We start from the raw sequence: 22,698 nt of genomic DNA, 5'->3' as shown, positions 1-22,698 counted from the left end.
GAAGTGTACGTTAAACCGTGGCCCGTATCATGCGGAAGATGCCGCTCAGGCGCAGGCCGTCGGTGCGTTCGCTCAGATAGCGGTCGCTGAGTTCCTGCGCGCCGAAGTGCTCGACCTGGCTGTAGCCGTACTGGCGTAGCATGTGCTCCAGCGCTTGCGGATCGAAGGCGCTGACCAGGTGTTCGCCTTGCGCCGCCAGGGCGCTGGTCACCACGCGCAGTCCCATGCGCTCGGTCTCGGTCAGCTGCGAGTCGTGCACGCAGTAGTCGAACACGATGCTGCTGCCCGGCGGGCAGGCGGCGATGTCCTGCAAGGTGCGCATCACGGAGTCCGGTTGCAAATACATGGTCACGCCCAGCCACGAGAAGCAGGAAGGTGCATCGTCGGCCAGCCCGGCGAGCAGCAAGTCGGCGCTGAGCGAGGATTGTTCGAAATCGGTGGTGACGTAGGTCAGCGCCGCCGGTTCCGCGATGTCCGCCGCGCGCAGGCATGCGCGCTTCCATTGCTGCATGGCCGGCAGGTCGACTTCATATAGCCGCGCGGATGGCGTGCAGTCTGCGCGATAGGCATAGGTATCCAGGCCGGCGCCGAGGATCACGTACTGGTTCACGCCTTGCCGATGGGCGGCCTGCCAGCTGTCTTCGGCCAGGCGGGCGCGCACCACCAGCGTGGCGCGCATGGCCACCGCCAGCGGATGGCGCTGGCGTTCTTCGTCGGCGCGCAGCTGGGTTTCGCGTTCGCCGCCCAGGATGCGCAGGGCGATCGCGTCGCGCAGGATCAGCGGCTGGTCGTACAGTTGATGCGCGGCGCGCAAGGTGGCGGTCATCCAGGCGCTGGGTTTGGGACCGGCCAGGTGGCCGAGGGGCGATGGTTGCATTGCATACTCCTTCACGGTAATGCATGCAGCGTAAAGCCTGACGTTGCGTCAGGCTCAAGCAAAATCTTACTCAGGATCTCGTGGGTGCAGGCTGGCCCACAGATGGGCGGCGGCCATGGTGCGGTGAGGGCTGTACCTGGCCAGGATTTTTTCGGTGCGTGGCATGTCCGGCTTGGTCTCTTCGCCCAGCAGGTGCTGCAGCGCGGCGCGGATCGCGACGTCGCCGTGCAGCGAACAGTCGGCGTAGCCGTAGCCGCGCAGCAGTCCGTAGTTGACGGTCCAGGGACCGATGCCTTTGACCGCCAGCAGCGCCGCCGACACCTGTTCGATGCTGTTCGACGGCGACAGCTCCAGCGGCAGTTCGCCGCTGGCGACCAGGCCGGCCAGGCGCAGCAGCGTCTCCGCCTTCGCGCGCGAGAATTTGCGGCTGGTCAGGTCGTCGATTTGCAGCCTGGCCGCATCGGCGGCGGCGGGGTAGCACCACAAGCCGCTGCTGTGCTGGCGGCCCGCCTGCAGGATGAAGGTGCGGCGCAAGGAGATCGCGAACGACAGGTTGATCTGCTGGCCGATGATGGCCCACGTCAGCGCCTCGAACACGGTGGCCGATTGCACGATGCGCAGGCCGGGCTGCGCGCGCGTCAGTGGCCCGAACATCTTGTCTTTGGCGGCGAAGGCGCTGAACGGCTCCGGATCGATGCGCAGGCCGAGGATACTGAGCGCCGCCTCGCGCACCTGCTCCTGCGCGGCCTTGGACAACTTGCCGTCGGCATGCACGGTGTAGCTGGCGCTGGTGGGCGCGATGGCGTGGTCGGGCACGATCTCCAGCACCACCGGCACGCCGGCGATCAGCATGCCTTTGCGCAGGCGTTCAGGGCTGACTTCCTCGGCCACGCTTTCGGCGTCGCGGCTGTGGAAGGCCAGTACGTCGTGCAGCCGGTAGTTGGCCGGTAGCGGCAAGGTGAAGGGCTTCACGCCGTCTTGGCCTTGTTCAGGAAGCCGAAGCTGGGACGGAAGCCGGTGACCAGCGCGGTGCCGGTGATGACGATGGCGGCGCCGACGAAGGTGTACCAGCCGACGCTCTCGCCGAGGAACAGCATGCCCCACAGGATGCCGAACAGGGGGCTGAGGAAGGTCACCGTCAGCGCCGACGACGGGCCGACGTCCTGGATCAAGCGGAAGTAGATCAGGTAGGCCACGCCGCTGCACAACACGCCCAGGGCCAGCACCGCGCCCATGATGCCGATGGTTGGCTCGCCCGGCGCCGGGAAGAACGGCACCGCCGGCAGCACCAGCAGCGTCGACGCCCACATCGAGCCGTGCGCGTTGGAGAATGGCTCGACCGCCTTGGCCTGCTTGGCGTAGTTGCTGGCGATGCCGTAGTTGAAGGAGGCGAACAGCACCGCCGCGATGGCGATGCCGGCGCCCGGCTTGGTGGTGACATGGTCGAAGCCGACCAGCAGCGCCACGCCGCAGGCGCCCAGCAGCAGGCCTAGCATCACCTTGGCGCTGACCATGTGGCGGGTCCAGACGGCGGCGATCAGCGTGCCCCACAGCGGCGTGGTGGCGTTCAGCACCGCCAGCAGGGAGGCCGACAGCGTGCGTGCGGCGAAGGCGAACATCAGGAACGGCAGCGCGGAATTGAACAGGCCGAGGATCAGGTAGTGCTTCCAGTTCTGGCGCAGGTTTAGCGGTTTTTTCAAGGCCAGCGCGATGATCGCCAGGAACAGCGACGCAAACAGCACGCGGTATTCGATCAGCACGGCGGCGCCCAGCACCGGCGCGGCGATGCGCATGAACAGGAAGGAGCCGCCCCAGATGGCGGCGAGGAAGATCAGGCGGAACAGGTTGGCGGTGCTCATGCGGATTCCAGTCGGTGTATGGTTGCGCTATTGTCCCGTGGGCGCGGACTGCGTGCTAGCCGGTTCTTGCTTTTGAATTGTCCGTGCTTGCGCTTTTTTACACGGCGCCGATGTCCACCGCGCAGGCGTTCTCGCCGGGCGCGGTCGGCGTGGCCGCGTGCGGGATCAGCATCGCGGTCGGCACGCCGTTTTTAATCGCGGTCATTTCGGCCAGGATGGAGATCGCGATCTCGGACGGCGTTTTGCTGCCGATGTAAAGGCCGATCGGCCCGTGCAGGCGCGCCAGCTGTTCCGGCGTCAGGTCGAATTCCAAAAGCCGCTCGCGGCGCTTGCTGTTGTTCAGCCGCGAGCCGATGGCGCCGACGTAGAACGCGTCCGACTTCAACGCTTCCATCAGCGCCAGGTCGTCCAGCTTGGGATCGTGGGTCAGCGCGACGACGGCGCTGCGGCGGTCCAGCTGCATGGCGATCACGATATCGTCCGGCATGTCGTGCACCAGCTGCACGCCGTCGACCTGCCAGCCGGCGCGGTATTCCTCGCGCGGATCGCAGACGATGACGTGGTAGTCCATGGCGGTGGCGATCTGCGCCAGGAAGCGCGACAGCTGGCCGGCACCGATGATCAGCAGCCGCCAGCGCGGGCCGTGCAGGCTGACCATGGCGCGCTCGCTGACCTGCATCTGCGCACCCGGCGCGGCCTTGGACAGTTCCACCTCGCCGGTGTGCAGGTCCAGGCGGCGCTGCACCAGCTCATGCCGCTCCAGCCGTTCCAGCAGTTCCGCCACGCGGCTGCGCGCGGACAGCGGCTCGATCGCCAGTTCGATGGTGCCGCCGCAGGGCAGGCCGAAACGGTGGGCTTCGTCGGCGGTGATGCCGTAGCTGACGATTTCCGGCACCGTGCGGCGGATGCCTTCGTCGCGCACGCGGGCGATCAGGTCGTCCTCGATGCAGCCGCCGGAGACGGAGCCGATCACCGTGCCGTCGTCGCAGATGGCCAGCGTGGCGCCGATCGGACGCGGACTGGAACCCCAGGTCTTGATAACGGTGATCAGTTCGCAGCGGCGCCCGGCGGCGATCCACGCTGCGCTGGTTTTGAGTACTTCGAGGTCGATGCTGTCCATGGATGGAATATACTACGGCTCTCTAAAGCTTGCAGGAACTGCCATGACCACTCCCAAGGAAGACGACGGCTCGCCTAAATTCGGCCGCCTGTTGATCGTGCTGATACTCGCCGTGCTGCTGTGCGCAGGCCTGACCTGGCTTATGGGGAACGTGTTCCCCAACTTCCCGAACTAAGTTGTTTCAAAAAGACCGCAGCGTCGTTGTGGCGCCTCGCCGTGCATTCGCACTGTCTTCGGCGCCACGCCTAGCTGCGCTCATTTTGAAACAACTTAAAATTCAGGGTTTGCACACGGCCGCCAGCGCGTTGTCGAACGGGCTGTCCGGCACGATGTCTTCCGGGTTGAATTTCTCGTATTTGTAGTTTTCGACCGGTTCGCCCTTGCCCATGGCCTCGGGGTAGAACACCTGCGACAGCAACACGGTGGTGCGGTCTTCGCAGGAGTACAGGTGCAGCGCCTTGACCGAGCGGTAAGGCTTGCCCTCGGGCGTGGTTTGCGGCTTGCCGAAGCTGCGCATCGACCAGACCTTGCGCGTCTTGTCGGCCTTGATGATGCTGGCCTTGTCGATGTAGAAGACGCCGGCGCCGTCGCCCTTGACCTTGGCCCATTGCGCCGCATGGGCCCAGCTACACATCAGTATCAAGATGATTGCTAACAGGCCCGGCTTGTTCATGGCGGTCTCTCCGTGTTACGGCACCAGTGGCTTCTTGGCCGCCTGCTTGCCCTTGATCTCGGCGATGGTCTTGTCGATCACCGACAGGCGATAGTTTACGGCGGGGTGGTTGGCAGTATACCCGTTTAACACGGTGGCGGGATATTGGCCCGCCATGCGCTGCCAGAAGGCGTGTGCGTGGTCCAGGCTGTAGCCGGCGCGGGCCACCATGTACAGCGACAGGTAGTCGGCCGCCGCATCGAGTTCCTGCGGCATGGGCTTGACGCCGGCGGTGCCGATCAGCATGTACTGGTCGGGCCGCACCGCCACCAGGTTGTCGATGATGCTGCCGACCGTGTAGGCCGAGCGGGTGGTGGCCGCGTGGCCCAGCACATTGTGGGCGATGTCCTTGGCCAGCACGTAGGCGATGGCTTCGTCGCTCTGCGCGAAGTTGACCATGCCGCGCGTGATCAGCACGCGCTGGCCGTCGGAGTAGGCGTTGATATTGTCCGAGTTGCCGATGTCGATCTTGAAGGCGCAGGCGCGCGTGACCGGCACGCTGAGCGCCTGGTTGCGGCCATCGCGGGCCACGATCAGGTTGAGCGACTGGTGGCCGGAAACCAGCGGGCCGAGGATGCCGGCGGCCTGGGTTTCGGCATTTTGGCCGGTCGGCAGGGTCTTGCCCTCGGCGGCGACCAGGCCGTCGCCCTTGCGCAGGCCAGCGCGCGCGGCGCCGCTGCCGGCCAGCACGCTGGCCACTTCCAGGCGGTCGCCGTAGTTCAGCACCGCTTGCGCGGCGTCGACGAACTCGCCGCTGTACGAGAATTTGTTCTTGGCGGTGAAGCCGAGCAGGTTGCGCGCCTGCGTGCGGCACAGGTCCGCGTTGTTGATCAACAGCGGGGCGACGATGCGGTACAGGCGGTCCTGCAGCTCCACCACCTGGCTCAAGGCGTCGCGCGCGGCGGCCATCTTGGCGGTGACCACCGGCGGTTCCTCGTGGATGACGCGGGCCACCACCGGTTCGGCCGGCGCGGGCGCGGGCTTGGATTGGAAGGTCGAGCAGGCCGACAGCAGCGATGCCGCCGCCAACAGGGACAATGAGGCGAAATGATTGATCTTGTTTGTCTGCTGGACCATCCAGGGTCTCCGTCTGTTTTTGTTAGTGTTTGCCGGTGCTGCCAAAGCCGCCTTCACCGCGCTCGCTGTCGCCGAATTCTTCGACCACGTTGAAGCCCACTTGCAGTACCGGCACGATGATCAGCTGCGCCAGGCGTTCCATCGGGTTCAGCGTGAAGGCGCTGTGGCCGCGGTTCCAGGTCGAGATCATCAGCTGGCCCTGGTAGTCGGAGTCGATCAAGCCTACCAGATTACCCAGCACGATGCCGTTTTTGTGGCCCATGCCGCTGCGCGGCAGGATCATGGCGGCGTAGCCAGGATCGGCGACGTGGATCGCCAGGCCGGTTGGAATCAGCACGGTCTGGCCGGCTTCGATGACCATCGGCGCGTCGATGCAGGCGCGCAGATCGAGACCGGCGGAACCTGGGGTGGCGTAGGCCGGCATCTGGTCTTTCATGCGCGGGTCGAGGATTTTGACGTCGATATTTTTCATAATTATTTAGCGAAAAGCGAATGCTGGGAGATCCGTTTCGAGATCTCCGAAATCAGTTGGCGCGCCAGCGTCAGTTTGTCGGCGCGCGGCAGGATGGTGTGGCCGTTTTCATCGAACAGGATGATGGTGTTGTCGTCCTGGCCGAAGGTGTGGTGGCCGATATTCCCTACTAGCAGGGGGATGCCTTTTTTCTCGCGCTTGTCGGCGCCGAACTGCACCAGGTTTTCCGATTCGGCGGCGAAGCCCACGCAGTAAGGATGGCCGGCCAGCGTGGTGCGCGCGGCGACGGTGGCGAGGATGTCCGGGTTCTGTTCGAACTTCAGGTCCGGCACCGAGCCGTCCGGGTTCTTCTTCAGTTTCTGCTCGCTGGAGTTGGAGACGCGCCAGTCGGCCACCGCCGCCACCGCGATGAAAATGTGCTGGTGGTCGACATTGGCCATCACCGCGTCGTGCATCTGCAGCGCGCTCTGGACGTTGATGCGCTGGACGCCGAACGGCGCCGGCAGCGCCGTCGGACCGGACACCAGGATCACTTCGGCGCCGGCTTCGCGCGCGGCGCGCGCCACGGCGTAGCCCATCTTGCCCGAGGACAGATTGGTGATGCCGCGCACCGGGTCGATCGGTTCGAAGGTCGGACCGGCGGTGATCAGGATGCGTTTGCCCGCCAAAACCTTGGGCTGGAACGAGGCCACCAGCTCTTCGAGCAGTTGCGCCGGTTCCAGCATGCGGCCCATGCCCACTTCGCCGCAGGCCTGATCGCCGGCGGCGGGGCCGAAGATGACGATGCCGTCGTCGCGCAGCTGCTGCGCGTTGCGTTGGGTGGCGGGGTTCTGCCACATCTCGACGTTCATGGCCGGCGCCACCAGCAGCGGCACCAGGCGCGGACGTGCCAGGCACATGGTCGACAGCAGGTCGTCGCAGACGCCGTGCGCCAGCTTGTACATGAAGTCCGCCGAGCAGGGCGCGACCAGGATGGCGTCGGCGTCACGGGTGACGTCGATGTGGGCCATATTGTTCTCGACGCGCGGATCCCACTGGCTGCTGAACACCTTGTTGCCGGACAGCGCCTGCATGGTGACGGCGGTGATGAAGTGGGTGGCGGCGTCGGTCATCACGACCTGCACCGAGGCGCCGGCCTTGGTCAGCGCGCGGCACAGTTCCGCCGCCTTGTAGCAGGCCACGCCACCGGACAGGCCGAGGACGATTTTCTTGCCGGTCAATTCCATCATGCTGTGCTCCAGTTAGCGCGGGGTTACTTGTTCACCCGGCGCAGCTCATCGAGGATGAACAGCGCCGCACCGATGCAGATGGCCGAGTCGGCGATGTTAAACGCCGGGAAGTGGCCGAATCCGCTCCAGTGGAAATCGAGGAAGTCGACCACGTGGCCGTATAGTATCCGGTCGATGACATTGCCGATGGCGCCGCCCAGGATCAGCGACAGCGCCCACGAGAACATGCGCTGGCTGCCGTGCTTTTTCAGCAGCACGATGATCCACGCCGCCGCGCCCAGCGCGATGGCGGTGAAGAAGTAGCGCTGCCAACCGCCGCTGTTCTGCAGGAAGCTGAACGCCGCGCCCTTGTTATAGGCCAGCACCAGGTTGAAGAAGGAGGTGATGACTTTCTCTTCACCGAGATAGAAGGTCTTGGTGATGGTGATCTTGGACAGCTGGTCGAACAGGATGACGATGGCGGCAATGCCCAGCCATGGCGTCAGGCTGGCCGAGGATTTGGTCGGGAAGATTTTTTTGGTGGCCATAAAATTTCAGGTTGGTTCGTGGCGACGGTGCCGCCGCTCCCGGTGGGAACGGCGGCCCTCATATTAAGCGAACTTGCGTTTTTCGCCCGCACCGAACAGATTGCTGTGGCAACGGCCGCACAGGGTCGGATGGTCCGCATGCGAACCGACGTCGGCGCGATAGTGCCAGCAGCGCTCGCACTTGGCGGCGGTGGACGCCGCCACTTCGACCGCTTCTTCCGCTTCGCTCGCCACCTGCACCGCTTGCGCGGCCGAGGTGATGAAGACGAACTTCAGGTCGTCGTCCAGGCTGGCCAGCAGCTGGTACTTGTCGCCGGCGGCTTTGATGGTCAGTTCCGCCTGCAGCGAGGAGCCGATCGCGCCCGAGGTGCGCACGTCTTCCAGCTGCTTGGTGACGTCGGTGCGGACCGCGCGCAGGGCCGTGTACTTGGCCAGCAGCGCTGCCGCGTCGGCAGCTTCCGGCAGCTTCCACCAGGTTTGCGTGAAGATGGTTTCGTCGCTGGCCTTGTACGCCTCTTCGCCGGCGAAGATCGCCCATGCTTCTTCCGCCGTGAACGACAGCGCCGGCGCCATGACGCGCAGCAGGCTTTGCGTGATGTGCCACAGCGCGGTCTGCGCCGAACGGCGCGCAGGCGAAGTGACGGCCGTGGTGTACAAACGGTCCTTCAGCACGTCCAGGTAGAAGCCGCCCAGGTCTTCCGAGCAGAAGTTCTGCAGCTTGGAGTAGATCGGCTGGAATTCATACTGCAGGTAGTGCTCGGCGATTTCCGCTTGCAGGGCCGCCATGTTGGCGACGGCGTAGCGGTCGATCTCCAGCATGTCGTCGATCGCCACCGCGTCCTTGGCGGCGTCGAAGTCCGACAGGTTGGCCAGCAGGAAGCGCAGCGTGTTGCGGATGCGGCGATAGGCTTCGGTCACGCGCTTGAGGATCTCGTCGGAGATCGACAGTTCGCCGGTGTAGTCGGTGGTGGCGACCCACAGGCGCAGCATGTCGGCGCCCAGCTTGTTCCAGACGTCCTGCGGCGCGATGGTGTTGCCGATCGACTTGGACATCTTCTTGCCTTCGCCGTCGACCACGAAGCCGTGGGTCAGCAGCGCCTTGTACGGCGGGGCGCCGTTCAGCATCGAGGAGGTCAGCAGCGAGGAGTGGAACCAGCCGCGGTGCTGGTCCGAACCTTCCAGATACAGGTCGGCAGGGAAGGCCGATTGTTCCTTGTGCGAGCCGCGCAGCACGGTCTGGTGGGTCGAGCCGGAATCGAACCACACGTCCAGCGTGTCCTTGTTCTTTTCGTAGCTTGCCGCTTCGTCGCCGATCAGGTCTTTCAGGTCCAGCGCCAGCCAGGCGTCGATGCCGCTCTTTTCGATCAGTTTCGCCACTTGTTCCAGCAGTTCCGGGGTGCGCGGATGCAGCGCGCCGGTTTCTTTGTGGACCACGAAGGCCATCGGCACGCCCCACTGGCGTTGACGCGACAGAGTCCAGTCGGGACGGTTGGCGATCATGCCGTGCAGGCGCGCCTTGCCCCAGTCCGGGAAGAACTTGGTCTCGTCGATGCCTTTGAGCGCGGTCTGGCGCAGCGTCGGGCCGCCGTCTTTCGGATGCGAGTCCATGCCGGCGAACCACTGCGAGGTGGCGCGGTAGATGATCGGCGACTTGTGGCGCCAGCAGTGCATGTAGCTGTGGTCGAACATCTTCACTTCGAACAGCGCGCCCACTTCCTTCAGCGCGTTGCAGATCGGCTTGGAGGCTTCCCAGATCGTCATGCCGCCGAACAGCGGCAAGGTGGAGGCGAATTTACCGTCGCCCATCACCGGGGTCAGGATGTTCTCGTCCTTCATGCCGTGCGCGCGGCAGGAGATAAAGTCGTCCAGGCCGTAGGCTGGCGCCGAGTGGACCACGCCGGTGCCGCTTTCGGTGGTCACGTATTCGGCCAGGTACATCGGCGACAGGCGGTCGAAGAAGGCGTCCGACGCGTGCAGCGGGTGGCGGAAGCTGATGCCGGCCAGCGCCGCGCCGTGGCAGGTGGCGATGGTGGTGCCTTCGAGCTTGTAGCGCGCCAGGCAGGCTTCGACCAGGTCTTGTGCGAGGATCAGCAGCAAAGGCCGGCCGTCACGCTCGGTCTGCACCAGCGAGTAGATCACTTCGGCGTTGACGTTCAGCGCCTGGTTGGACGGGATGGTCCAAGGGGTGGTGGTCCAGATGACGATGAAGCCGTTCTCGGTCGGCAGCTTGTCCAGGCTGAAGGCCGTGGCCAGCTTGTCGAATTCGGCGAACTTGAAACCGACGTCGATGGCCGGATCGCGCTTGTCCTGGTATTCCACTTCGGCTTCGGCCAGGGCGGACTGGCAGTCGAAGCACCAGTTGACCGGCTTCAGGCCGCGGTAGACGTAGCCTTTTTCCAGCAGCTGGCCGAGGGCGCGCAGTTCGTCGGCCTCGTTCGAGTAGTTCATGGTCAGGTAAGGGTTCTGCCATTCGCCCAGCACGCCCAGGCGGATGAAGTCCTTGCGCTGGCGGTCGACCTGCTCCAGCGCGTAGGCGCGGGCCTTGGTCAGCACTTCGGCGGTCGGCAGGTTCTTGCCGTACTGTTTTTCGATCTGGATCTCGATCGGCATGCCGTGGCAATCCCAGCCCGGCACGTAGGGCGCGTCGTAGCCGGCCAGGCCGCGGGCCTTGACCACCATGTCTTTGAGGATCTTGTTGACGGCGTGGCCGATGTGGATGTCGCCGTTGGCGTACGGAGGACCGTCGTGCAGGATGAATTTAGGACGGCCGGCGGCGGCTTTGCGCACGCGCTCGTAGATCTTCTTGTCTTGCCATTCCTTGACCCAGTTCGGCTCGCGCTTGGCCATATCGCCGCGCATCGGGAACGGGGTTTCGGTCATGTTGACCGGGTATTTACTTTCAGGCTTTTTTGCAGATTTGTTATCGGACATGGTTATCTTCAGTGATTTTTATTCGGGGAGTTCTGTGTAGCCGGCGCGCGTAGCTGGTCGCGCGGTTAAATTCGGTCGGTGGCGGTGGTGGCGCCGTCGCGCTCTTGTATGCGCTGGGCGAAGTACTCGCGGGCGATGACGGCGTCGCGGTCGATGGCGGCGGTCAGCGTCGGCAGGTCGACGTATTTTTCCTCGTCGCGTATCTTGTGCAGGAACTCGACGCGCACCTGCTTGCCGTAGCAATTTTGGGCGAAGTCGAACACGTGCACCTCCAGCAGCACGCGGCCGCTGTCGTCGACGGTGGGACGCACGCCCAGGCTGGCGACGGCCGGCAGCGGCTGTTCGGCCAGGCCGTGCACCTGCACGATGAAGATGCCGGACAGCGCGGGGCGGTGCGGCACGCGCAGGTTCAGCGTGGGGAAGCCCAGCGTGCGGCCCAGTTTCTGGCCATGGATCACGTGGCCGGAGATGGCGTAGGGATGGCCCAGCAGCGCCTCGGCGTGCACGAAGTCGCCCTCGGCCAGCGCGGCGCGCACGGCGGAGGAGGAGATGCGGTTGCTGCCGTTCATCACGGTCGGCAGGGTCTCGACGTGGAAGCCGTAGTGCTTGCCCGCTTCCAGCAGCATCTGGACGTTGCCGGCGCGGCGGGCGCCGTAGCAGAAGTCGTCGCCAACCATCAGCCATTTGACGTGCAGGCCTTCGACCAGCACTTTTTCGGTGAATTCCTGCGGCGTCAGCGCGGCGAACGGCGCCGAGAAGTGCTCGACGATGACGCGGTCGATGCCGTTGTCGGACAGCGATTGCAGCTTGTCGCGCAGGTTGGCGATGCGCGGCGGCGCCTTCGACAGGTCGCCGGCCTTTTGCGCGAAGAATTCGCGCGGATGCGGTTCGAAGGTCATCACGGCAGCTTCCAGCCCGAGGCCGGTGGCGGCGGCGCGCACGCGGCCCAGCAATGCCTGGTGGCCGAGGTGGACACCGTCAAAGTTGCCTATCGTGAGCGCGCAGGGCGCGCGCGCCGCTGCATTGGGTAGACCTCGAAATACCTTCATGGGAATCTGGGGGGAAACTGTCGCTAAATGGAGGATTATACGGTTTGTTTGCGGTAGCCGACAGTTAACACAATAAAGCATAAAAAAAGCGCTGTCCGGCGCGGGGCCGGACAGCGCTTTCGCGCATCAAAACCGCCGAATTACATCGGGTGGTTGATGTTCAGCGTCCAGTAGCGGGCCAGTTCGGCGGTGCCGTCCTTGCCTTTGACCGTTTTCAGGGTTGCCAGCGCGGCAGGCTTCTTGCCGGCGTTGAACTGGGCGATACCCTGGTGCAGCTTGACGGCGTCAGGATTTTTCGCGGTACCCAGCTTCACAGCCTGGTCCAGCAACGCCAGGCCCTTGTCGGCCTTGCCTGCGGAAACCAGCGCGTAGCCCATATTGGCCAGCGTGTCGGCGTCCTTGTTCTTGACGGCTTCCGCTTCCAGCGCGGCTTGCTTGGTGTCGAACTCGGTCTGGGTCTTGACGGCCAGGTCTTTCAGGCGCTGATGACGGGCTGCGTCGGAGCCGGTGCCCAGCGCGCCTTTCTTGTAGCCCTGGTCGATGATCTTGGTCGCTTCGGCAGGGTTACCCGCTTGCAGCGCCAGCTGGGACATTTCCATGTACTCGCCCGGCTTGCTCAGCAGGCCGTTGGCCAGGCGCAGGCGCAGCACGTCCAGCGACAGCGACGACGCGAAGCCTGGCTTGCCCGATACGCGGTTCAGCAGGTCGGCCCAGTAGCTGGTCTTAGGATAGGAACCGGCCAGTTTTTCCAGGGTCTGAACGTAGCCTTCCTTGTCGTTCTGCTTCAGCTGGATATTGGCCAGCATTTGCAGCGACGCTTCCGAGTTGGCTTTCGACGCTTGCAGTTCCTTGGCCGCTTCCGAGTATTTGCCGCTGATGTAGTAGGTCTGGATCAGCAGTTCGTGCATCTGGCCGTCGCCCGGGCTGTCTTTCAGCGCGCGCTGGATCCAGGTGATGGCTTTTGGATAGTCCTTGGCGCGGTAGTAGATGCCGGCCAGGGCTTGGGTGAATTTCGGTTGTTCGGCAGGCGACAGCTTGCCGGAGTTGATCACGGCTTCGAAGGCCTTGGCGGCGGCGTCGTTATCGCCAGCGGCAGCTGCGGCCGAAGCGCGGGTGCGTTCGATCAGATAGGATTCGTGGGGCGATTTGCCACCGACAGCATCGGCTTCTTTCAGTTTGGCCAGTGCTTCTTTGTTCTTGCCTGCCGCAGCCAGTTTCTGTGCTTCTTGCAATGGTTTGCCGATTTCAGCGCGCACCGCGTCGGCCGCGTAGGCAACCGAGGAAAGACCTGCCAGAGGAGCTGCTGCTGTGAAACCAATAGCGGCCATTACCAGGCCGAGATGAGCGAGACGAAACTTGGTCATGGGTAAGTTTTCTTTCTTCAAAATGCGAAATAGGCAGGAACGGTCCTGCCTATCGTTGAACATAGAACTGATTATTGGAACTGTTCGTTGCCGACCAGGCCAATCTTGGTCACGCCCAGACGTTGGGCCGCAGCCATCACGCCTGCCACGACTTTGTACGATACCAGCTTGTTCGGACGCAGATGCACTTCCGGCTGGTCAGCTTGCGCTGCGACATCGGTCAGTTTCGCTTCCAGGGTACCGCGGTCGGCGACGACAGCGTTATCCCACAGAATCGTACCGTCGAAGTCGACGTCAATCGTGATCACCACAGGTTCCTTGACAGGCGGAGGCGGGGTGCCGACCGGCATGTTCAGGTTGACCGAGTGGTTGGCCTTCGGAATCGTAATGATCATCATGATAATCAGCACCAGCATCACGTCGATGAGGGGCGTCATGTTCATTTCCATCATTGGTTCCGGATCCGCGCCACCGCTTGGGGAGCCGACATTCATACTCATGGTGTTTCCTTTTAAGAAGGGCAGGCCCCGACTGCGGGCCTGCGATGCACTAGAGGGGATTAACCCTTATCAGGCGGTTCGGTGATGAAGCCGACCTTCTGAATACCAGCGCGCTGGGTAGTGTAAATAACCTTGCCGATTGCTTCGTAGCGAGTTTCTTGGTCGCCACGTACATGGACTTCCGGCTGAGGCAATTTGACCGCTTCCACCTTCAGATTGTCGAACAGCTCATTCGCGTCGCGCATCTTCCGCTGATTCCAGTAAATGTCGCCATCCTTGCTTACAACGATGTTGACATCTTCCGGCTTGGTCTGAATAACCTGGTTGGCTTCTTCTGGCAGCTTGATCTTGATCAGCTTCAGAACAACCGGGCTCGTGATCAGGAAGATAATCAGCAGAACCAACATGATGTCCACCAGGGGCGTCGTGTTGATTTCTGACATGACTTGATCTTCGTCTCCGCTATCGGAGCCTACGGACATCGACATGATTAATTATCCAATCTTTTTAGCGCCGGCGGCACGGCCAGCTTCGCTGGTGGACATAGCGCCCGAGATCAGTACCGAGTGCACGTCAGCGGAGAACGAACGGACGTCTTCCATTGCAGCTTTGTTACGACGCACCAGCCAGTTGTAACCCAGAACGGCAGGAACTGCGACGAACAGACCGAAAGCGGTCATGATCAGCGCTTCACCCACTGGACCTGCAACTTTGTCGATCGATGCGTTACCCGACATGCCGATGGCGATCAGTGCATTGTAAATACCCCAAACGGTACCGAACAGACCGATGAACGGTGCGGTCGAACCAACGGTTGCCAGGAACGACAGGCCGTCTTGCAGACGCGATTGAACTTTGTCAACAGCGCGCTGGATCGACATGGTCACCCAGGTCGACAGGTCGATTTGTTCCAGCAGGGCGCCGTCGTGGTGCACGGTGGCCTTGGTGCCGGTTTCAGCGATGAAGCGGAATGGGGAGCCGTCTTTCAGGGCTGCCGAACCAGCAGCGATCGACGATGCTTTCCAGAACTTGGCCGAGGTTTCTTTCGACTGCTTGAAGATCTTCATCTGGTCGATCAGCTTGGTGATGATGATGTACCACGAACCCATGGACATCAGCGACAGGATGATCAGGGTGCCGCGCGATACGAAACCACCGTTCCATACAGCTTCGAAGCCGTAAGGATTGTCCACTTCTTCTTTGCCGCCTTTGGCAGCTGGAGCTTCTGCTGCTGCAGGTGCGGCTGCCGCATCCGCTGCTGGAGCGGCTGCTGGTGCCGAAGCGGCGGCCGAGGCTGGCGCGTCAGCGAAAGCTGGGGCGCTTACCAGGGCGGTGGCTGCGGTCACGGAAAACAGCACAGCGGCCAGTACAGCGGACAAACGGGTATTCTTAAACATGCTTCCTCCAAATTGATAAAATAATCAGATCGCTGAACGTAATGACAACGAAAATTACTAAGTGAGACTAAACTGCCGCCTCGGTTTTACTCCAGCGTCCAGACGTATTGCATCTGCATCCACGCTTCCGTCGGTTTCCCGTCGGTCAGACCCGGTTTGAATCGGCATTTGCCGATACCGTTAACCGCAGCCTTGTCCAAGTCCCTAAAACCACTGGATTTGACGATCTTGGAATCGGCAACGTGACCGTCGACCCCAATCAAGAACGATAACGTGACCGTACCGGTTTCTTCGTTACGCAGGGAGGATTTTGGCCACTCCGGTTTCGCGCAAGTGCTGAAGTCAGCAACAGCAGCTACGTTCACCGATTTAGCCGGTCCCGGTGGCGCTGCCGGTGGTGCTGGTGGCGCTTTTTGCAGTTCGTTCGTCGCAGGCTTGACGTTGGTCGCATTCGCGATCGTGTTTTGCGGCGGCGGTGGCTGCTGCACATTCACCTCAACTGGCGGGATGAATGGCGGTGGTGGCGCTTTCATCTCTGGCGGAGGTGGTGGCGGTGGGAGTTCTTTCGGTGGAGGAGGCTTTACCTCCTCAATGATCTTGGTCTCCACTGGTGCGATCATCTTGCTCACCAGACGTTTACCCAAGCCCGTCACGATCCCATAAGCAACCAGGAGGTGCAACAAAACGACAATGGTAATGCCTGTAAAGTTCTTCCCGGTGCTTTTCTCGTTGTGCGTGAAATTCATGCCTGCTTTCTCCAATACCAACTCTTTTTGTTGCTACTAAACCCCAAAATGGCGACACAAAACAACAGCCGCATCCGGGACGTCGGCGAATTATACATACGAATTCTTGATTTTACATAGAATTTTCATCCCTAAAACCGGTTAAATTTCATAGGGTTTTCCTATGTGATAGCGCTCTCTTCGCACCGTTCTAGCTCAATTTGCAAGCTTCTCCGGCGCAATTTTGGGGCGGAACGCACCACGACATTACTTAGTTTCCCCTTAAGCCCAAAAACGGAATTTTATGCGCGTAATTTTACTACGAACAATTGATAATTTGGCCGCAAAAGTTTCTTTCATGAAATTTTTGCGGGAAACCTCTAGCCGGCCGGTGACGAAAGCTGTTGACTTCTGCCCTGTGGCATGCCTTTTCTAAAAAAACCGGGGCCAGAGCGCCTCCTCTGACCCCGATTCATCCCTTGCAAGAGCCATGCCCGAGTTCGGCAAAAGCCTTATATATATGTCGGTCAGCTCCCGCGCGCCCGTTTCTCCCGTTTCACCTCCAGCGAACTGACGATTTCGCCGTTCGGGCCCACGGTTTCCAGGTGCACGTCGAAGCCCCACAGCCGCGCCACATGCTTGAGCACCTCGCCGGCCTGCTGGTTCAGCGGCCGCCGCTGGAACTGCGTGTGCCGCAAGGTCAGCGCGCGGTCGTCGCGGGTGTTGACCGACCACACCTGGATATTCGGCTCGCGGTTGCCCAGGTTGTACTGCTCGGCCAGCTGCTGGCGGACGTAGCGGTAGCCCAGGTCGTCGTGTATGGCGGAGATTGCCAGCTTTTCGTTATTGTCGTCGTCCAGTACAGCAAAGAAATGAAATTCGCGTATCAGCTTGGGCGACAGGTACTGGGCGATGAAGCTTTCGTCCTTGAAATTGCGCATCGCGAAATCCAGCGTCTTGCGCCAGTCGCTGCCGGCGATGTCCGGGAACCATTCGCGGTCCTCGTCGGTCGGATGCTCGCAGATGCGGCGGATGTCGGTCATCATGGCGAAGCCCAGCGCGTACGGATTGATGCCGCTGTAGTAAGGGCTGTTGACCGGCGGCTGGTACACCACGTTGGTGTGGCTCTTCAAGAACTCCATCATGAAGCCGTCGCCCACCACGCCCTCGTCGTACAACTGGTTGAGGATGGTGTAGTGCCAGAAGGTGGCCCAGCCCTCGTTCATCACCTGGGTCTGGCGCTGCGGATAGAAGTACTGCGAAATCTTGCGCACGATGCGCACCATCTCGCGCTGCCAGGGTTCCAGCAGCGGCGCGTACTTCTCGATGAAGTACAGCAGGTTCTCTTCCGGCTCGGGCGGGAAGCGCGGCGCGGCTTTTTCCTCTTCCTCCTCTTCGCGCCGGGGCAGGGTGCGCCACAGGTCGTTGATCTGCGACTGCACATAGGCTTCGCGTTCCTTCTGCCGCGCGCGCTCTTCCATCATCGACAGCTTGGCCGGCCGCTTGTAGCGATCGACGCCGTAGTTCTGGATCGCGTGGCAGGAATCGAGCAGCAGCTCGACCGCGTCGATGCCGTGGCGCTGCTCGCATTCGGCGATGTAGTTCTTGGCGAACACCATGTAGTCGACGATGGCGTCGGCGTCGGTCCAGGTGCGGAACAGGTAGTTGCCCTTGAAGAAGGAGTTGTGGCCGTAGGCCGCGTGCGCGATCACCAGCGCCTGCATGGTCAGGCTGTTCTCCTCCATCAGGTAGGCGATGCAGGGATTGGAGTTGATGACGATCTCGTACGCCAGTCCCATCTGGCCGCGCTTGTAGCCTTTTTCGGTCGACAGGAAATGCTTGCCGAACGACCAGTGGTTGTACGACACCGGCATGCCGACCGAGGTGTAGGCGTCCATCATCTGCTCGGCGGTGATGATCTCCAGTTGATTCGGATACGTATCGAGCCCGAAGGCTTCGGCGACGCGGCGGATTTCCTGGTGGGCCTGCTCGATCAGTTCAAACGTCCACTCGGACTGTTCGGGCAGGGCGCGCGGATGGCGCGGCTTGGGGGCAGGGGCATGCGTCATATCGTTCATTATTTCGGCCCGCCTATTTAGGCTGTTTCTTGAACAGTTCGCGGAACACCGGATAGATATCGGCCGGCGTGACTATTTTCTGCATGGCGAAATGCGCGTGATGGTCGGGGATCTGCGAGTATTGCTCCCACAGGTTTTGCGGCGGCCCGTCGGTGATCTCGACGTAGGTGTAGTACTGCACCTTGGCCATGATGGTGTTGACCAGCAGCTGGCGGCACAGCACCGAATCGTTGTCCCAGTTGTCGCCGTCGGAGGCTTGGGCGACATAGCTGTTCCAGCTGCCGGCGCCGTAGCGCTCGTCGATGATCTTGTCCAGCAGGTGCAGCGCCGACGACACCACGGTGCCGCCCGACTCGCGCGAGTGGAAGAACTCCTCTTCGTTGACCTCGGCCGCGGCCGTGTGGTGGCGGATGAACACCACCTCGATCTTGTCGTACACGCGCTTGAGGAACAGGTACAGCAGGATGAAGAAGCGCTTGGCCGTGTCCTTGCGGGTTTCGTCCATCGAGCCGGAGACGTCCATGATGCAGAACATCACCGCCTGCGTCATCGGCTTGGGCACCTTGACGCGGTTGCTGTAGCGCAGGTCGAACGGGTCGATGAAGGGGATGGCCAGCAGCCGCGTGTGCAGATGGTGGATCAGCTTTTTCAGTTCCACCACGCGCGGCGCGTCCAGCGGTGCGCCTTCCAGCAGCAGTTCCTCCAGCTCGCGCTCGGCTTCGATGACGCGCTTGCGCGAGTTGCCGCCGACCGCGATGCGCCGTCCCAATGCGCCGCGCAGCGAACGCAGCACATGGATGTTGGACGGCGTGCCCGACATATTGTAGCCGGCGCGCTGGTTCTTGAATTCGGTGGTGGCGGTCAGCTGGGTTTTGACCAGGTTGGGCAGCTCCAGGTCTTCGAAGAAGTAGTTCATGAATTCTTCGCGCGACAGCTCGAAGATGAAATCGTCCTCGGTCATCTGGTCGCTATTGCCGGCCTTGCCGCGGCCGGCCCCGCCGCCGCCCTTGGGACGATTGATCAGGTCGCCCTTGAGGTATTCCTGGTTGCCGGGGTTGATGGTTTCCCACACGCCGCCATGGGCGTGGCCGAACGAGGGCTCGCCCACGTCCTTGACCGGGATGGAAACTTTTTCGCCATTCTCAATGTCGGTGATGGAACGGCCTTTGATGGCACGTCCCACCGCGTCCTTGATCTGGGACTTGTAGCGCCGCAAGAAGCGCTCGCGGTTGACCGCAGACTTGTTCTTGCCCTGCAAACGTCGGTCGATGAGGTAAGTCAAAAGATGCCTCCTGCTGCAATTGGTCGGCGCCGCGCCGCCCCCGCCTTACGCGGGGCGGCGCGCAATACTGCTTAAGACGACTTCCTCACACGCAAATACCATTCGCACAGCAGCCGCACCTGCTTGGCCGTGTAGCCTTTCTCCACCATTCGGGCGACGAAGTCGGCGTGCTTGTTGGCGTCTTCGGCGCTGGCCTTGGCGTTGAACGAAATCACCGGCAGCAGTTCCTCGGTGTTGGAGAACATCTTCTTCTCGATCACGGTGCGGAACTTCTCGTAGCTGGTCCAGGCCGGATTCTTGCCGCCGTTGTTGGCGCGGGCACGCAGGCCGAAGTTGACGATCTCGTTGCGGAAATCCTTGGGATTGGAAATCCCGGCCGGCTTCTCGATCTTCTCCAGCTCGTTGTTCAGCGACTCGCGGTCGAAGCTTTCGCCGGTGTCCGGATCGCGGTATTCCTGATCCTGGATCCAGAAGTCGGCAAAGGTCACGTAGCGGTCGAAGATGTTCTGGCCGTATTCCGAATACGATTCCAGGTAGGCGGTCTGGATTTCCTTGCCGATGAACTCCACGTATTTCTGCGCCAGGTGTTCCTTGATATACGAGAAGTACTTCTGTTCGGTTTCAGGCGGGAACTGCTCGCGCTCGACCTGCTGCTCCAGCACATACAACAGGTGCACCGGATTGGCCGCCACTTCGGTGTTGTCGAAGTTGAAGACCTTGGACAGGATCTTGAACGCGAAGCGCGTCGACAAGCCGTTCATGCCCTCGTCGACGCCCGCATAGTCGACGTACTCGTGCATGGACTTGGCTTTCGGATCGGTGTCCTTGAGATTCTCGCCATCGTAGACCAGCATCTTGCTGAAGATGCTGGAGTTCTCAGGATCCTTCAGCCGCGACAGGATCGCGAACTGCGCCATCATCTTCAGCGTTCCGGGCGCGCATGGGGCCTGGTACAGCGAGGAGTTGGCCACCAGCTTGTCGTAGATCTTGATCTCGTCGGTTACGCGCAGGCAGTACGGCACTTTGACGATGTAGATACGATCAAGGAAAGCCTCGTTGTTGCGGTTGTTCTTGAAGGTCTTCCATTCCGATTCGTTCGAGTGCGCCAGGATGATGCCGTCGAACGGAATCGCGCCGAAGCCCTCGGTGCCTTTGTAGTTGCCTTCCTGCGTGGCGGTCAGCAACGGATGCAGCACCTTGATCGGCGCCTTGAACATCTCGACGAATTCCATCAAGCCCTGGTTGGCCAGGCACAGGCCGCCAGAGTAGCTGTAAGCATCGGGATCGTCCTGCGAATAATCTTCCAGCTTGCGGATATCGACCTTGCCGACCAGCGAGGAAATATCCTGGTTGTTTTCGTCGCCCGGTTCGGTCTTGGATATGGCGACCTGCTTGAGCACCGACGGGTAGCGCTTGACCACGCGGAACTGGTTGATGTCGCCGTTGAACTCGTGCAGGCGCTTGACTGCCCAAGGGCTTGGGATGTTGCGCAGATAGCGGCGCGGAATGCCGTAGTCCTCTTCCAGGATCACGCCGTCCTCTTCCTCGTTGAACAGGCCGAGCGGCGATTCGTTGACCGGCGAGCCTTTCAGGCAATAGAAGGGCACATGCTCCATCAGCGACTTGAGCTTCTCGGCGATCGACGATTTGCCGCCGCCCACAGGGCCCAGCAGATACAGGATCTGCTTGCGTTCCTCCAGCCCCTGCGCGGCGTGGCGGAAGTACGATACCACTTGCTCGATCACTTCCTCGGTGCCGTAAAACTCGCGGAATGCCGGATAAATCTTGATGACCTTGTTCGCGAAGATGCGTGACAGCCGGGTGTCGTTGCGGGTATCGACCAACGTCGGTTCGCCGATGGCGGCCAACATGCGCTCGGGGGCGCTGGCGTAGGTGAGTCGATCTTTTTTGCAAAGTTCGAGATACTCCTTCATGGACATCTCTTCTTCTTTGGTCCGTTCGTACCGTGCGGCGTAGTTGTCAAAAATGGTCATTTGGATGTCCTTTAATGTAAACCTGCTTGTCACGGGTCACCGGCAGTTCGCCTGCCCTGGCCCTGGTCCGTGCATACCCCTTTTCGATATTATTTTTCTTATCTCCAGCTTCTTTTGGTGGCACGGATTGCCCGTGCCGGTGAGCTGGCTTTATGGCCGGTTGGCGGCTTTTATGTGTTGGTCGTAACGCTTCTTACGTCTATGAAATTGATTATTGCGCTATTGGTGCCGGAAGTCAAAAGATATGTCGTAATATCGTTAATACTCTTTCGTAACTTGTTGATTTATAAGATTATTTTTGAGAAATTTTGTGTATTTTTCGTGGGTTTTCGGGTGTTTTTTCGTGCTGCTTTATGCCACAGTATCACGCCTGTCAGCGCTGTGCTGATCGTGCCTCAAACAGATAAATTTTGCCGCAACTTGGCCGCCGCTGTCGCACTCTCGCAGCATGCGCTAAGATGCGATGATCCAGCTCACTGTCACAGGAAAAAATAATAATGTTGAACGAACAATTGCGCACGGTCGTGCAGCAGATGCCCAAAGCCGAACTGCACATCCACATCGAAGGCTCGTTGGAGCCGGAGCTGATCTTCGCGCTGGCCCAGCGCAACCAGGTCAAGCTGGCTTACGGTTCGGTGGAAGAGCTGCGCGCCGCGTACGCGTTCACCGATCTGCAATCCTTCCTCGACATCTACTACGCCGGCGCCAGCGTGCTGTTGCAGGAGCAGGACTTCTACGACATGACCGCCGCCTACCTCAAGCGCGCCGAGGAGGACAATGTGCGCCACACCGAGATCTTCTTCGATCCGCAGACGCACACCGCGCGCGGCGTGCCGATCAAGACCGTGATCGACGGCATCCACCGCGCCTGCCAGGACAGTCCGGTCAGCGCCACGCTGATCCTCAGCTTCCTGCGCCACCTGTCGGAGGAAGACGCCTTCGCCACGCTGGAAGAGGCGCTGCCATACCGCGACAAGTACATGGGCATCGGGCTCGATTCGTCGGAGGTCGGTAATCCGCCGGAGAAGTTCGCGCGCGTGTTCGCCAAGTGCCGCGAGCTGGGCTTCCACCTGGTTGCGCACGCGGGCGAGGAAGGCCCGCCGGCGTATATCGAAACCGCGCTTGATGTGCTGAAGGTCGAGCGCATCGACCACGGCGTACGCTGCCTGGAAGACGCGGCGCTGACGCAGCGCCTGGCGCGCGAGCAGGTCGCGCTGACGGTGTGCCCGCTGTCGAACGTCAAGCTGTGCGTGTTCGAGCGCATGGAGCAGCACAACCTGCTGGAGCTGCTGGACGCCGGCATCGTCGCCACCGTGAACTCGGACGATCCGGCTTACTTCGGCGGCTACATGAACGCCAACTTCGTTGCCACCTTCGAGGCCTTGCCACTGGGCCTGTCCCACGCGCAGCGCCTGGCGCGCAACAGCTTCTCGGCGGCCTTCCTGCCGGCGCAGCAAAAGCAGAAGTTCCTCGATGAAGTAGACGCGTATTTCGCCGCACTCTAG

22 protein-coding genes are annotated in these 22,698 nt (G+C 61.6%); 3 read left to right on the top strand and 19 right to left on the bottom strand.

Going from position 1 to position 22,698, the window contains the following annotated elements; translation table 11 throughout:
- Positions 1–10: 10 nt before the first annotated feature.
- The 4 genes from D0T21_RS15255 to D0T21_RS15240 all read right to left on the bottom strand — a co-directional run bounded on the left by D0T21_RS15255 (position 11) and on the right by D0T21_RS15240 (position 3,856).
- Positions 11–877, bottom strand: a complete 867-nt coding sequence (locus D0T21_RS15255) for an SAM-dependent methyltransferase (RefSeq protein WP_116990456.1) — start codon at positions 875–877, stop codon at positions 11–13.
- Between the two features lie 66 nt (positions 878–943).
- Positions 944–1,849, bottom strand: a complete 906-nt coding sequence (locus tag D0T21_RS15250) for a DNA-3-methyladenine glycosylase 2 (RefSeq protein ID WP_116990455.1) — start codon at positions 1,847–1,849, stop codon at positions 944–946.
- A complete protein-coding gene (locus tag D0T21_RS15245; RefSeq protein ID WP_116990454.1) occupies positions 1,846–2,736 on the bottom strand; it encodes a DMT family transporter in 891 nt (296 codons plus the stop codon). Before D0T21_RS15245 ends, D0T21_RS15250 begins: the two co-directional genes overlap by 4 nt.
- 97 nt (positions 2,737–2,833) lie before the next feature.
- Entirely contained in the window at positions 2,834–3,856 is a 1,023-nt protein-coding gene (locus tag D0T21_RS15240; RefSeq protein WP_116990453.1) for an XdhC family protein, read from the bottom strand.
- Between the two features lie 43 nt (positions 3,857–3,899).
- Here D0T21_RS15240 and D0T21_RS32745 point away from each other — a divergent pair, with 43 nt between their 5' ends.
- Positions 3,900–4,031, top strand: coding sequence for a hypothetical protein (locus D0T21_RS32745; protein ID WP_256367505.1), 132 nt, complete (start codon positions 3,900–3,902; stop codon positions 4,029–4,031).
- Positions 4,032–4,133: 102 nt separating this feature from the next.
- On the opposite strand, the gene D0T21_RS15235 is transcribed toward D0T21_RS32745, so the two are convergent.
- The 15 genes from D0T21_RS15235 to D0T21_RS15160 form a co-directional block, all read right to left on the bottom strand.
- The gene (locus D0T21_RS15235) at positions 4,134–4,529 is read right to left on the bottom strand and encodes a surface-adhesin E family protein (protein WP_116990452.1); all 396 of its coding nucleotides are present in this window, start codon (positions 4,527–4,529) and stop codon (positions 4,134–4,136) included.
- 15 nt (positions 4,530–4,544) lie between these two features.
- Entirely contained in the window at positions 4,545–5,645 is a 1,101-nt protein-coding gene (locus D0T21_RS15230; RefSeq protein ID WP_116990451.1) for a M48 family metallopeptidase, read from the bottom strand.
- A 22-nt stretch (positions 5,646–5,667) separates the two neighbouring features.
- On the bottom strand, positions 5,668–6,117 hold the full coding sequence (dut, locus tag D0T21_RS15225; RefSeq protein ID WP_008451445.1) for a dUTP diphosphatase: 450 nt from the start codon (positions 6,115–6,117) through the stop codon (positions 5,668–5,670).
- Positions 6,118–6,119: 2 nt separating this feature from the next.
- Positions 6,120–7,343 (bottom strand): bifunctional phosphopantothenoylcysteine decarboxylase/phosphopantothenate--cysteine ligase CoaBC, encoded by a 1,224-nt coding sequence (coaBC, locus tag D0T21_RS15220; RefSeq protein ID WP_199538484.1) that lies wholly within the window; start codon positions 7,341–7,343, stop codon positions 6,120–6,122.
- Between the two features lie 26 nt (positions 7,344–7,369).
- Complete coding sequence (gene lspA, locus D0T21_RS15215) at positions 7,370–7,873, bottom strand: signal peptidase II (RefSeq protein ID WP_116990449.1); 504 nt, start codon at positions 7,871–7,873, stop codon at positions 7,370–7,372.
- Positions 7,874–7,936: 63 nt separating this feature from the next.
- Positions 7,937–10,804 (bottom strand): isoleucine--tRNA ligase, encoded by a 2,868-nt coding sequence (gene ileS, locus D0T21_RS15210; protein ID WP_116990448.1) that lies wholly within the window; start codon positions 10,802–10,804, stop codon positions 7,937–7,939.
- Positions 10,805–10,869: 65 nt separating this feature from the next.
- Positions 10,870–11,853 (bottom strand): bifunctional riboflavin kinase/FAD synthetase, encoded by a 984-nt coding sequence (locus D0T21_RS15205; RefSeq protein WP_116990447.1) that lies wholly within the window; start codon positions 11,851–11,853, stop codon positions 10,870–10,872.
- 140 nt (positions 11,854–11,993) lie between these two features.
- The gene (locus D0T21_RS15200) at positions 11,994–13,217 is read right to left on the bottom strand and encodes a lipopolysaccharide assembly protein LapB (protein ID WP_229211484.1); all 1,224 of its coding nucleotides are present in this window, start codon (positions 13,215–13,217) and stop codon (positions 11,994–11,996) included.
- A gap of 71 nt (positions 13,218–13,288) precedes the next feature.
- A complete protein-coding gene (locus tag D0T21_RS15195; RefSeq protein WP_199538474.1) occupies positions 13,289–13,717 on the bottom strand; it encodes a biopolymer transporter ExbD in 429 nt (142 codons plus the stop codon).
- A 59-nt stretch (positions 13,718–13,776) separates the two neighbouring features.
- Positions 13,777–14,205, bottom strand: a complete 429-nt coding sequence (locus D0T21_RS15190; protein ID WP_116990444.1) for a biopolymer transporter ExbD — start codon at positions 14,203–14,205, stop codon at positions 13,777–13,779.
- Between the two features lie 6 nt (positions 14,206–14,211).
- On the bottom strand, positions 14,212–15,114 hold the full coding sequence (locus D0T21_RS15185) for a MotA/TolQ/ExbB proton channel family protein (protein ID WP_199538473.1): 903 nt from the start codon (positions 15,112–15,114) through the stop codon (positions 14,212–14,214).
- Between the two features lie 86 nt (positions 15,115–15,200).
- On the bottom strand, positions 15,201–15,860 hold the full coding sequence (locus tag D0T21_RS15175) for an energy transducer TonB (RefSeq protein WP_116990442.1): 660 nt from the start codon (positions 15,858–15,860) through the stop codon (positions 15,201–15,203).
- A 506-nt stretch (positions 15,861–16,366) separates the two neighbouring features.
- Positions 16,367–17,917 carry a SpoVR family protein gene (locus D0T21_RS15170; RefSeq protein ID WP_116990441.1) on the bottom strand — a complete coding sequence of 517 codons (1,551 nt, stop codon included), beginning with the start codon at positions 17,915–17,917 and terminating at the stop codon, positions 16,367–16,369.
- Positions 17,918–17,930: 13 nt separating this feature from the next.
- On the bottom strand, positions 17,931–19,199 hold the full coding sequence (locus tag D0T21_RS15165; protein WP_116990440.1) for a YeaH/YhbH family protein: 1,269 nt from the start codon (positions 19,197–19,199) through the stop codon (positions 17,931–17,933).
- Between the two features lie 71 nt (positions 19,200–19,270).
- Complete coding sequence (locus D0T21_RS15160; protein WP_116990439.1) at positions 19,271–21,193, bottom strand: PrkA family serine protein kinase; 1,923 nt, start codon at positions 21,191–21,193, stop codon at positions 19,271–19,273.
- A 69-nt stretch (positions 21,194–21,262) separates the two neighbouring features.
- Here D0T21_RS15160 and D0T21_RS31710 point away from each other — a divergent pair, with 69 nt between their 5' ends.
- Both D0T21_RS31710 and D0T21_RS15155 read left to right on the top strand, forming a co-directional pair.
- On the top strand, positions 21,263–21,688 hold the full coding sequence (locus D0T21_RS31710) for a hypothetical protein (protein WP_147328109.1): 426 nt from the start codon (positions 21,263–21,265) through the stop codon (positions 21,686–21,688).
- 2 nt (positions 21,689–21,690) lie between these two features.
- Positions 21,691–22,698 carry an adenosine deaminase gene (locus D0T21_RS15155; RefSeq protein ID WP_116990438.1) on the top strand — a complete coding sequence of 336 codons (1,008 nt, stop codon included), beginning with the start codon at positions 21,691–21,693 and terminating at the stop codon, positions 22,696–22,698.

The sequence above is a fragment of the Duganella sp. BJB476 genome, assembly GCF_003416895.1.
GTDB lineage: Bacteria > Pseudomonadota > Gammaproteobacteria > Burkholderiales > Burkholderiaceae_D > Rugamonas.
The sequence above is the reverse complement of the archived record's forward strand: the minus strand, read 5'-3'. Positions and strand labels throughout refer to the sequence as shown.

Excerpts from the sequence above, each read along its gene's own strand:
- D0T21_RS15255 (WP_116990456.1), bottom strand. The coding sequence starts at position 877 with ATGCAACCATCGCCCCTCGGCCACCTGGCCGGTCCCAAACCCAGCGCC.
- D0T21_RS15245 (WP_116990454.1), bottom strand. The coding sequence starts at position 2,736 with ATGAGCACCGCCAACCTGTTCCGCCTGATCTTCCTCGCCGCCATCTGG.
- D0T21_RS15240 (WP_116990453.1), bottom strand. The coding sequence starts at position 3,856 with ATGGACAGCATCGACCTCGAAGTACTCAAAACCAGCGCAGCGTGGATC.
- D0T21_RS32745 (WP_256367505.1), top strand. The coding sequence starts at position 3,900 with ATGACCACTCCCAAGGAAGACGACGGCTCGCCTAAATTCGGCCGCCTG.
- D0T21_RS15235 (WP_116990452.1), bottom strand. The coding sequence starts at position 4,529 with ATGAACAAGCCGGGCCTGTTAGCAATCATCTTGATACTGATGTGTAGC.
- D0T21_RS15230 (WP_116990451.1), bottom strand. The coding sequence starts at position 5,645 with ATGGTCCAGCAGACAAACAAGATCAATCATTTCGCCTCATTGTCCCTG.
- dut (WP_008451445.1), bottom strand. The coding sequence starts at position 6,117 with ATGAAAAATATCGACGTCAAAATCCTCGACCCGCGCATGAAAGACCAG.
- coaBC (WP_199538484.1), bottom strand. The coding sequence starts at position 7,343 with ATGGAATTGACCGGCAAGAAAATCGTCCTCGGCCTGTCCGGTGGCGTG.
- lspA (WP_116990449.1), bottom strand. The coding sequence starts at position 7,873 with ATGGCCACCAAAAAAATCTTCCCGACCAAATCCTCGGCCAGCCTGACG.
- ileS (WP_116990448.1), bottom strand. The coding sequence starts at position 10,804 with ATGTCCGATAACAAATCTGCAAAAAAGCCTGAAAGTAAATACCCGGTC.
- D0T21_RS15205 (WP_116990447.1), bottom strand. The coding sequence starts at position 11,853 with ATGAAGGTATTTCGAGGTCTACCCAATGCAGCGGCGCGCGCGCCCTGC.
- D0T21_RS15200 (WP_229211484.1), bottom strand. The coding sequence starts at position 13,217 with ATGACCAAGTTTCGTCTCGCTCATCTCGGCCTGGTAATGGCCGCTATT.
- D0T21_RS15195 (WP_199538474.1), bottom strand. The coding sequence starts at position 13,717 with ATGAGTATGAATGTCGGCTCCCCAAGCGGTGGCGCGGATCCGGAACCA.
- D0T21_RS15190 (WP_116990444.1), bottom strand. The coding sequence starts at position 14,205 with ATGTCGATGTCCGTAGGCTCCGATAGCGGAGACGAAGATCAAGTCATG.
- D0T21_RS15185 (WP_199538473.1), bottom strand. The coding sequence starts at position 15,114 with ATGTTTAAGAATACCCGTTTGTCCGCTGTACTGGCCGCTGTGCTGTTT.
- D0T21_RS15175 (WP_116990442.1), bottom strand. The coding sequence starts at position 15,860 with ATGAATTTCACGCACAACGAGAAAAGCACCGGGAAGAACTTTACAGGC.
- D0T21_RS15170 (WP_116990441.1), bottom strand. The coding sequence starts at position 17,917 with ATGAACGATATGACGCATGCCCCTGCCCCCAAGCCGCGCCATCCGCGC.
- D0T21_RS15160 (WP_116990439.1), bottom strand. The coding sequence starts at position 21,193 with ATGACCATTTTTGACAACTACGCCGCACGGTACGAACGGACCAAAGAA.
- D0T21_RS15155 (WP_116990438.1), top strand. The coding sequence starts at position 21,691 with ATGTTGAACGAACAATTGCGCACGGTCGTGCAGCAGATGCCCAAAGCC.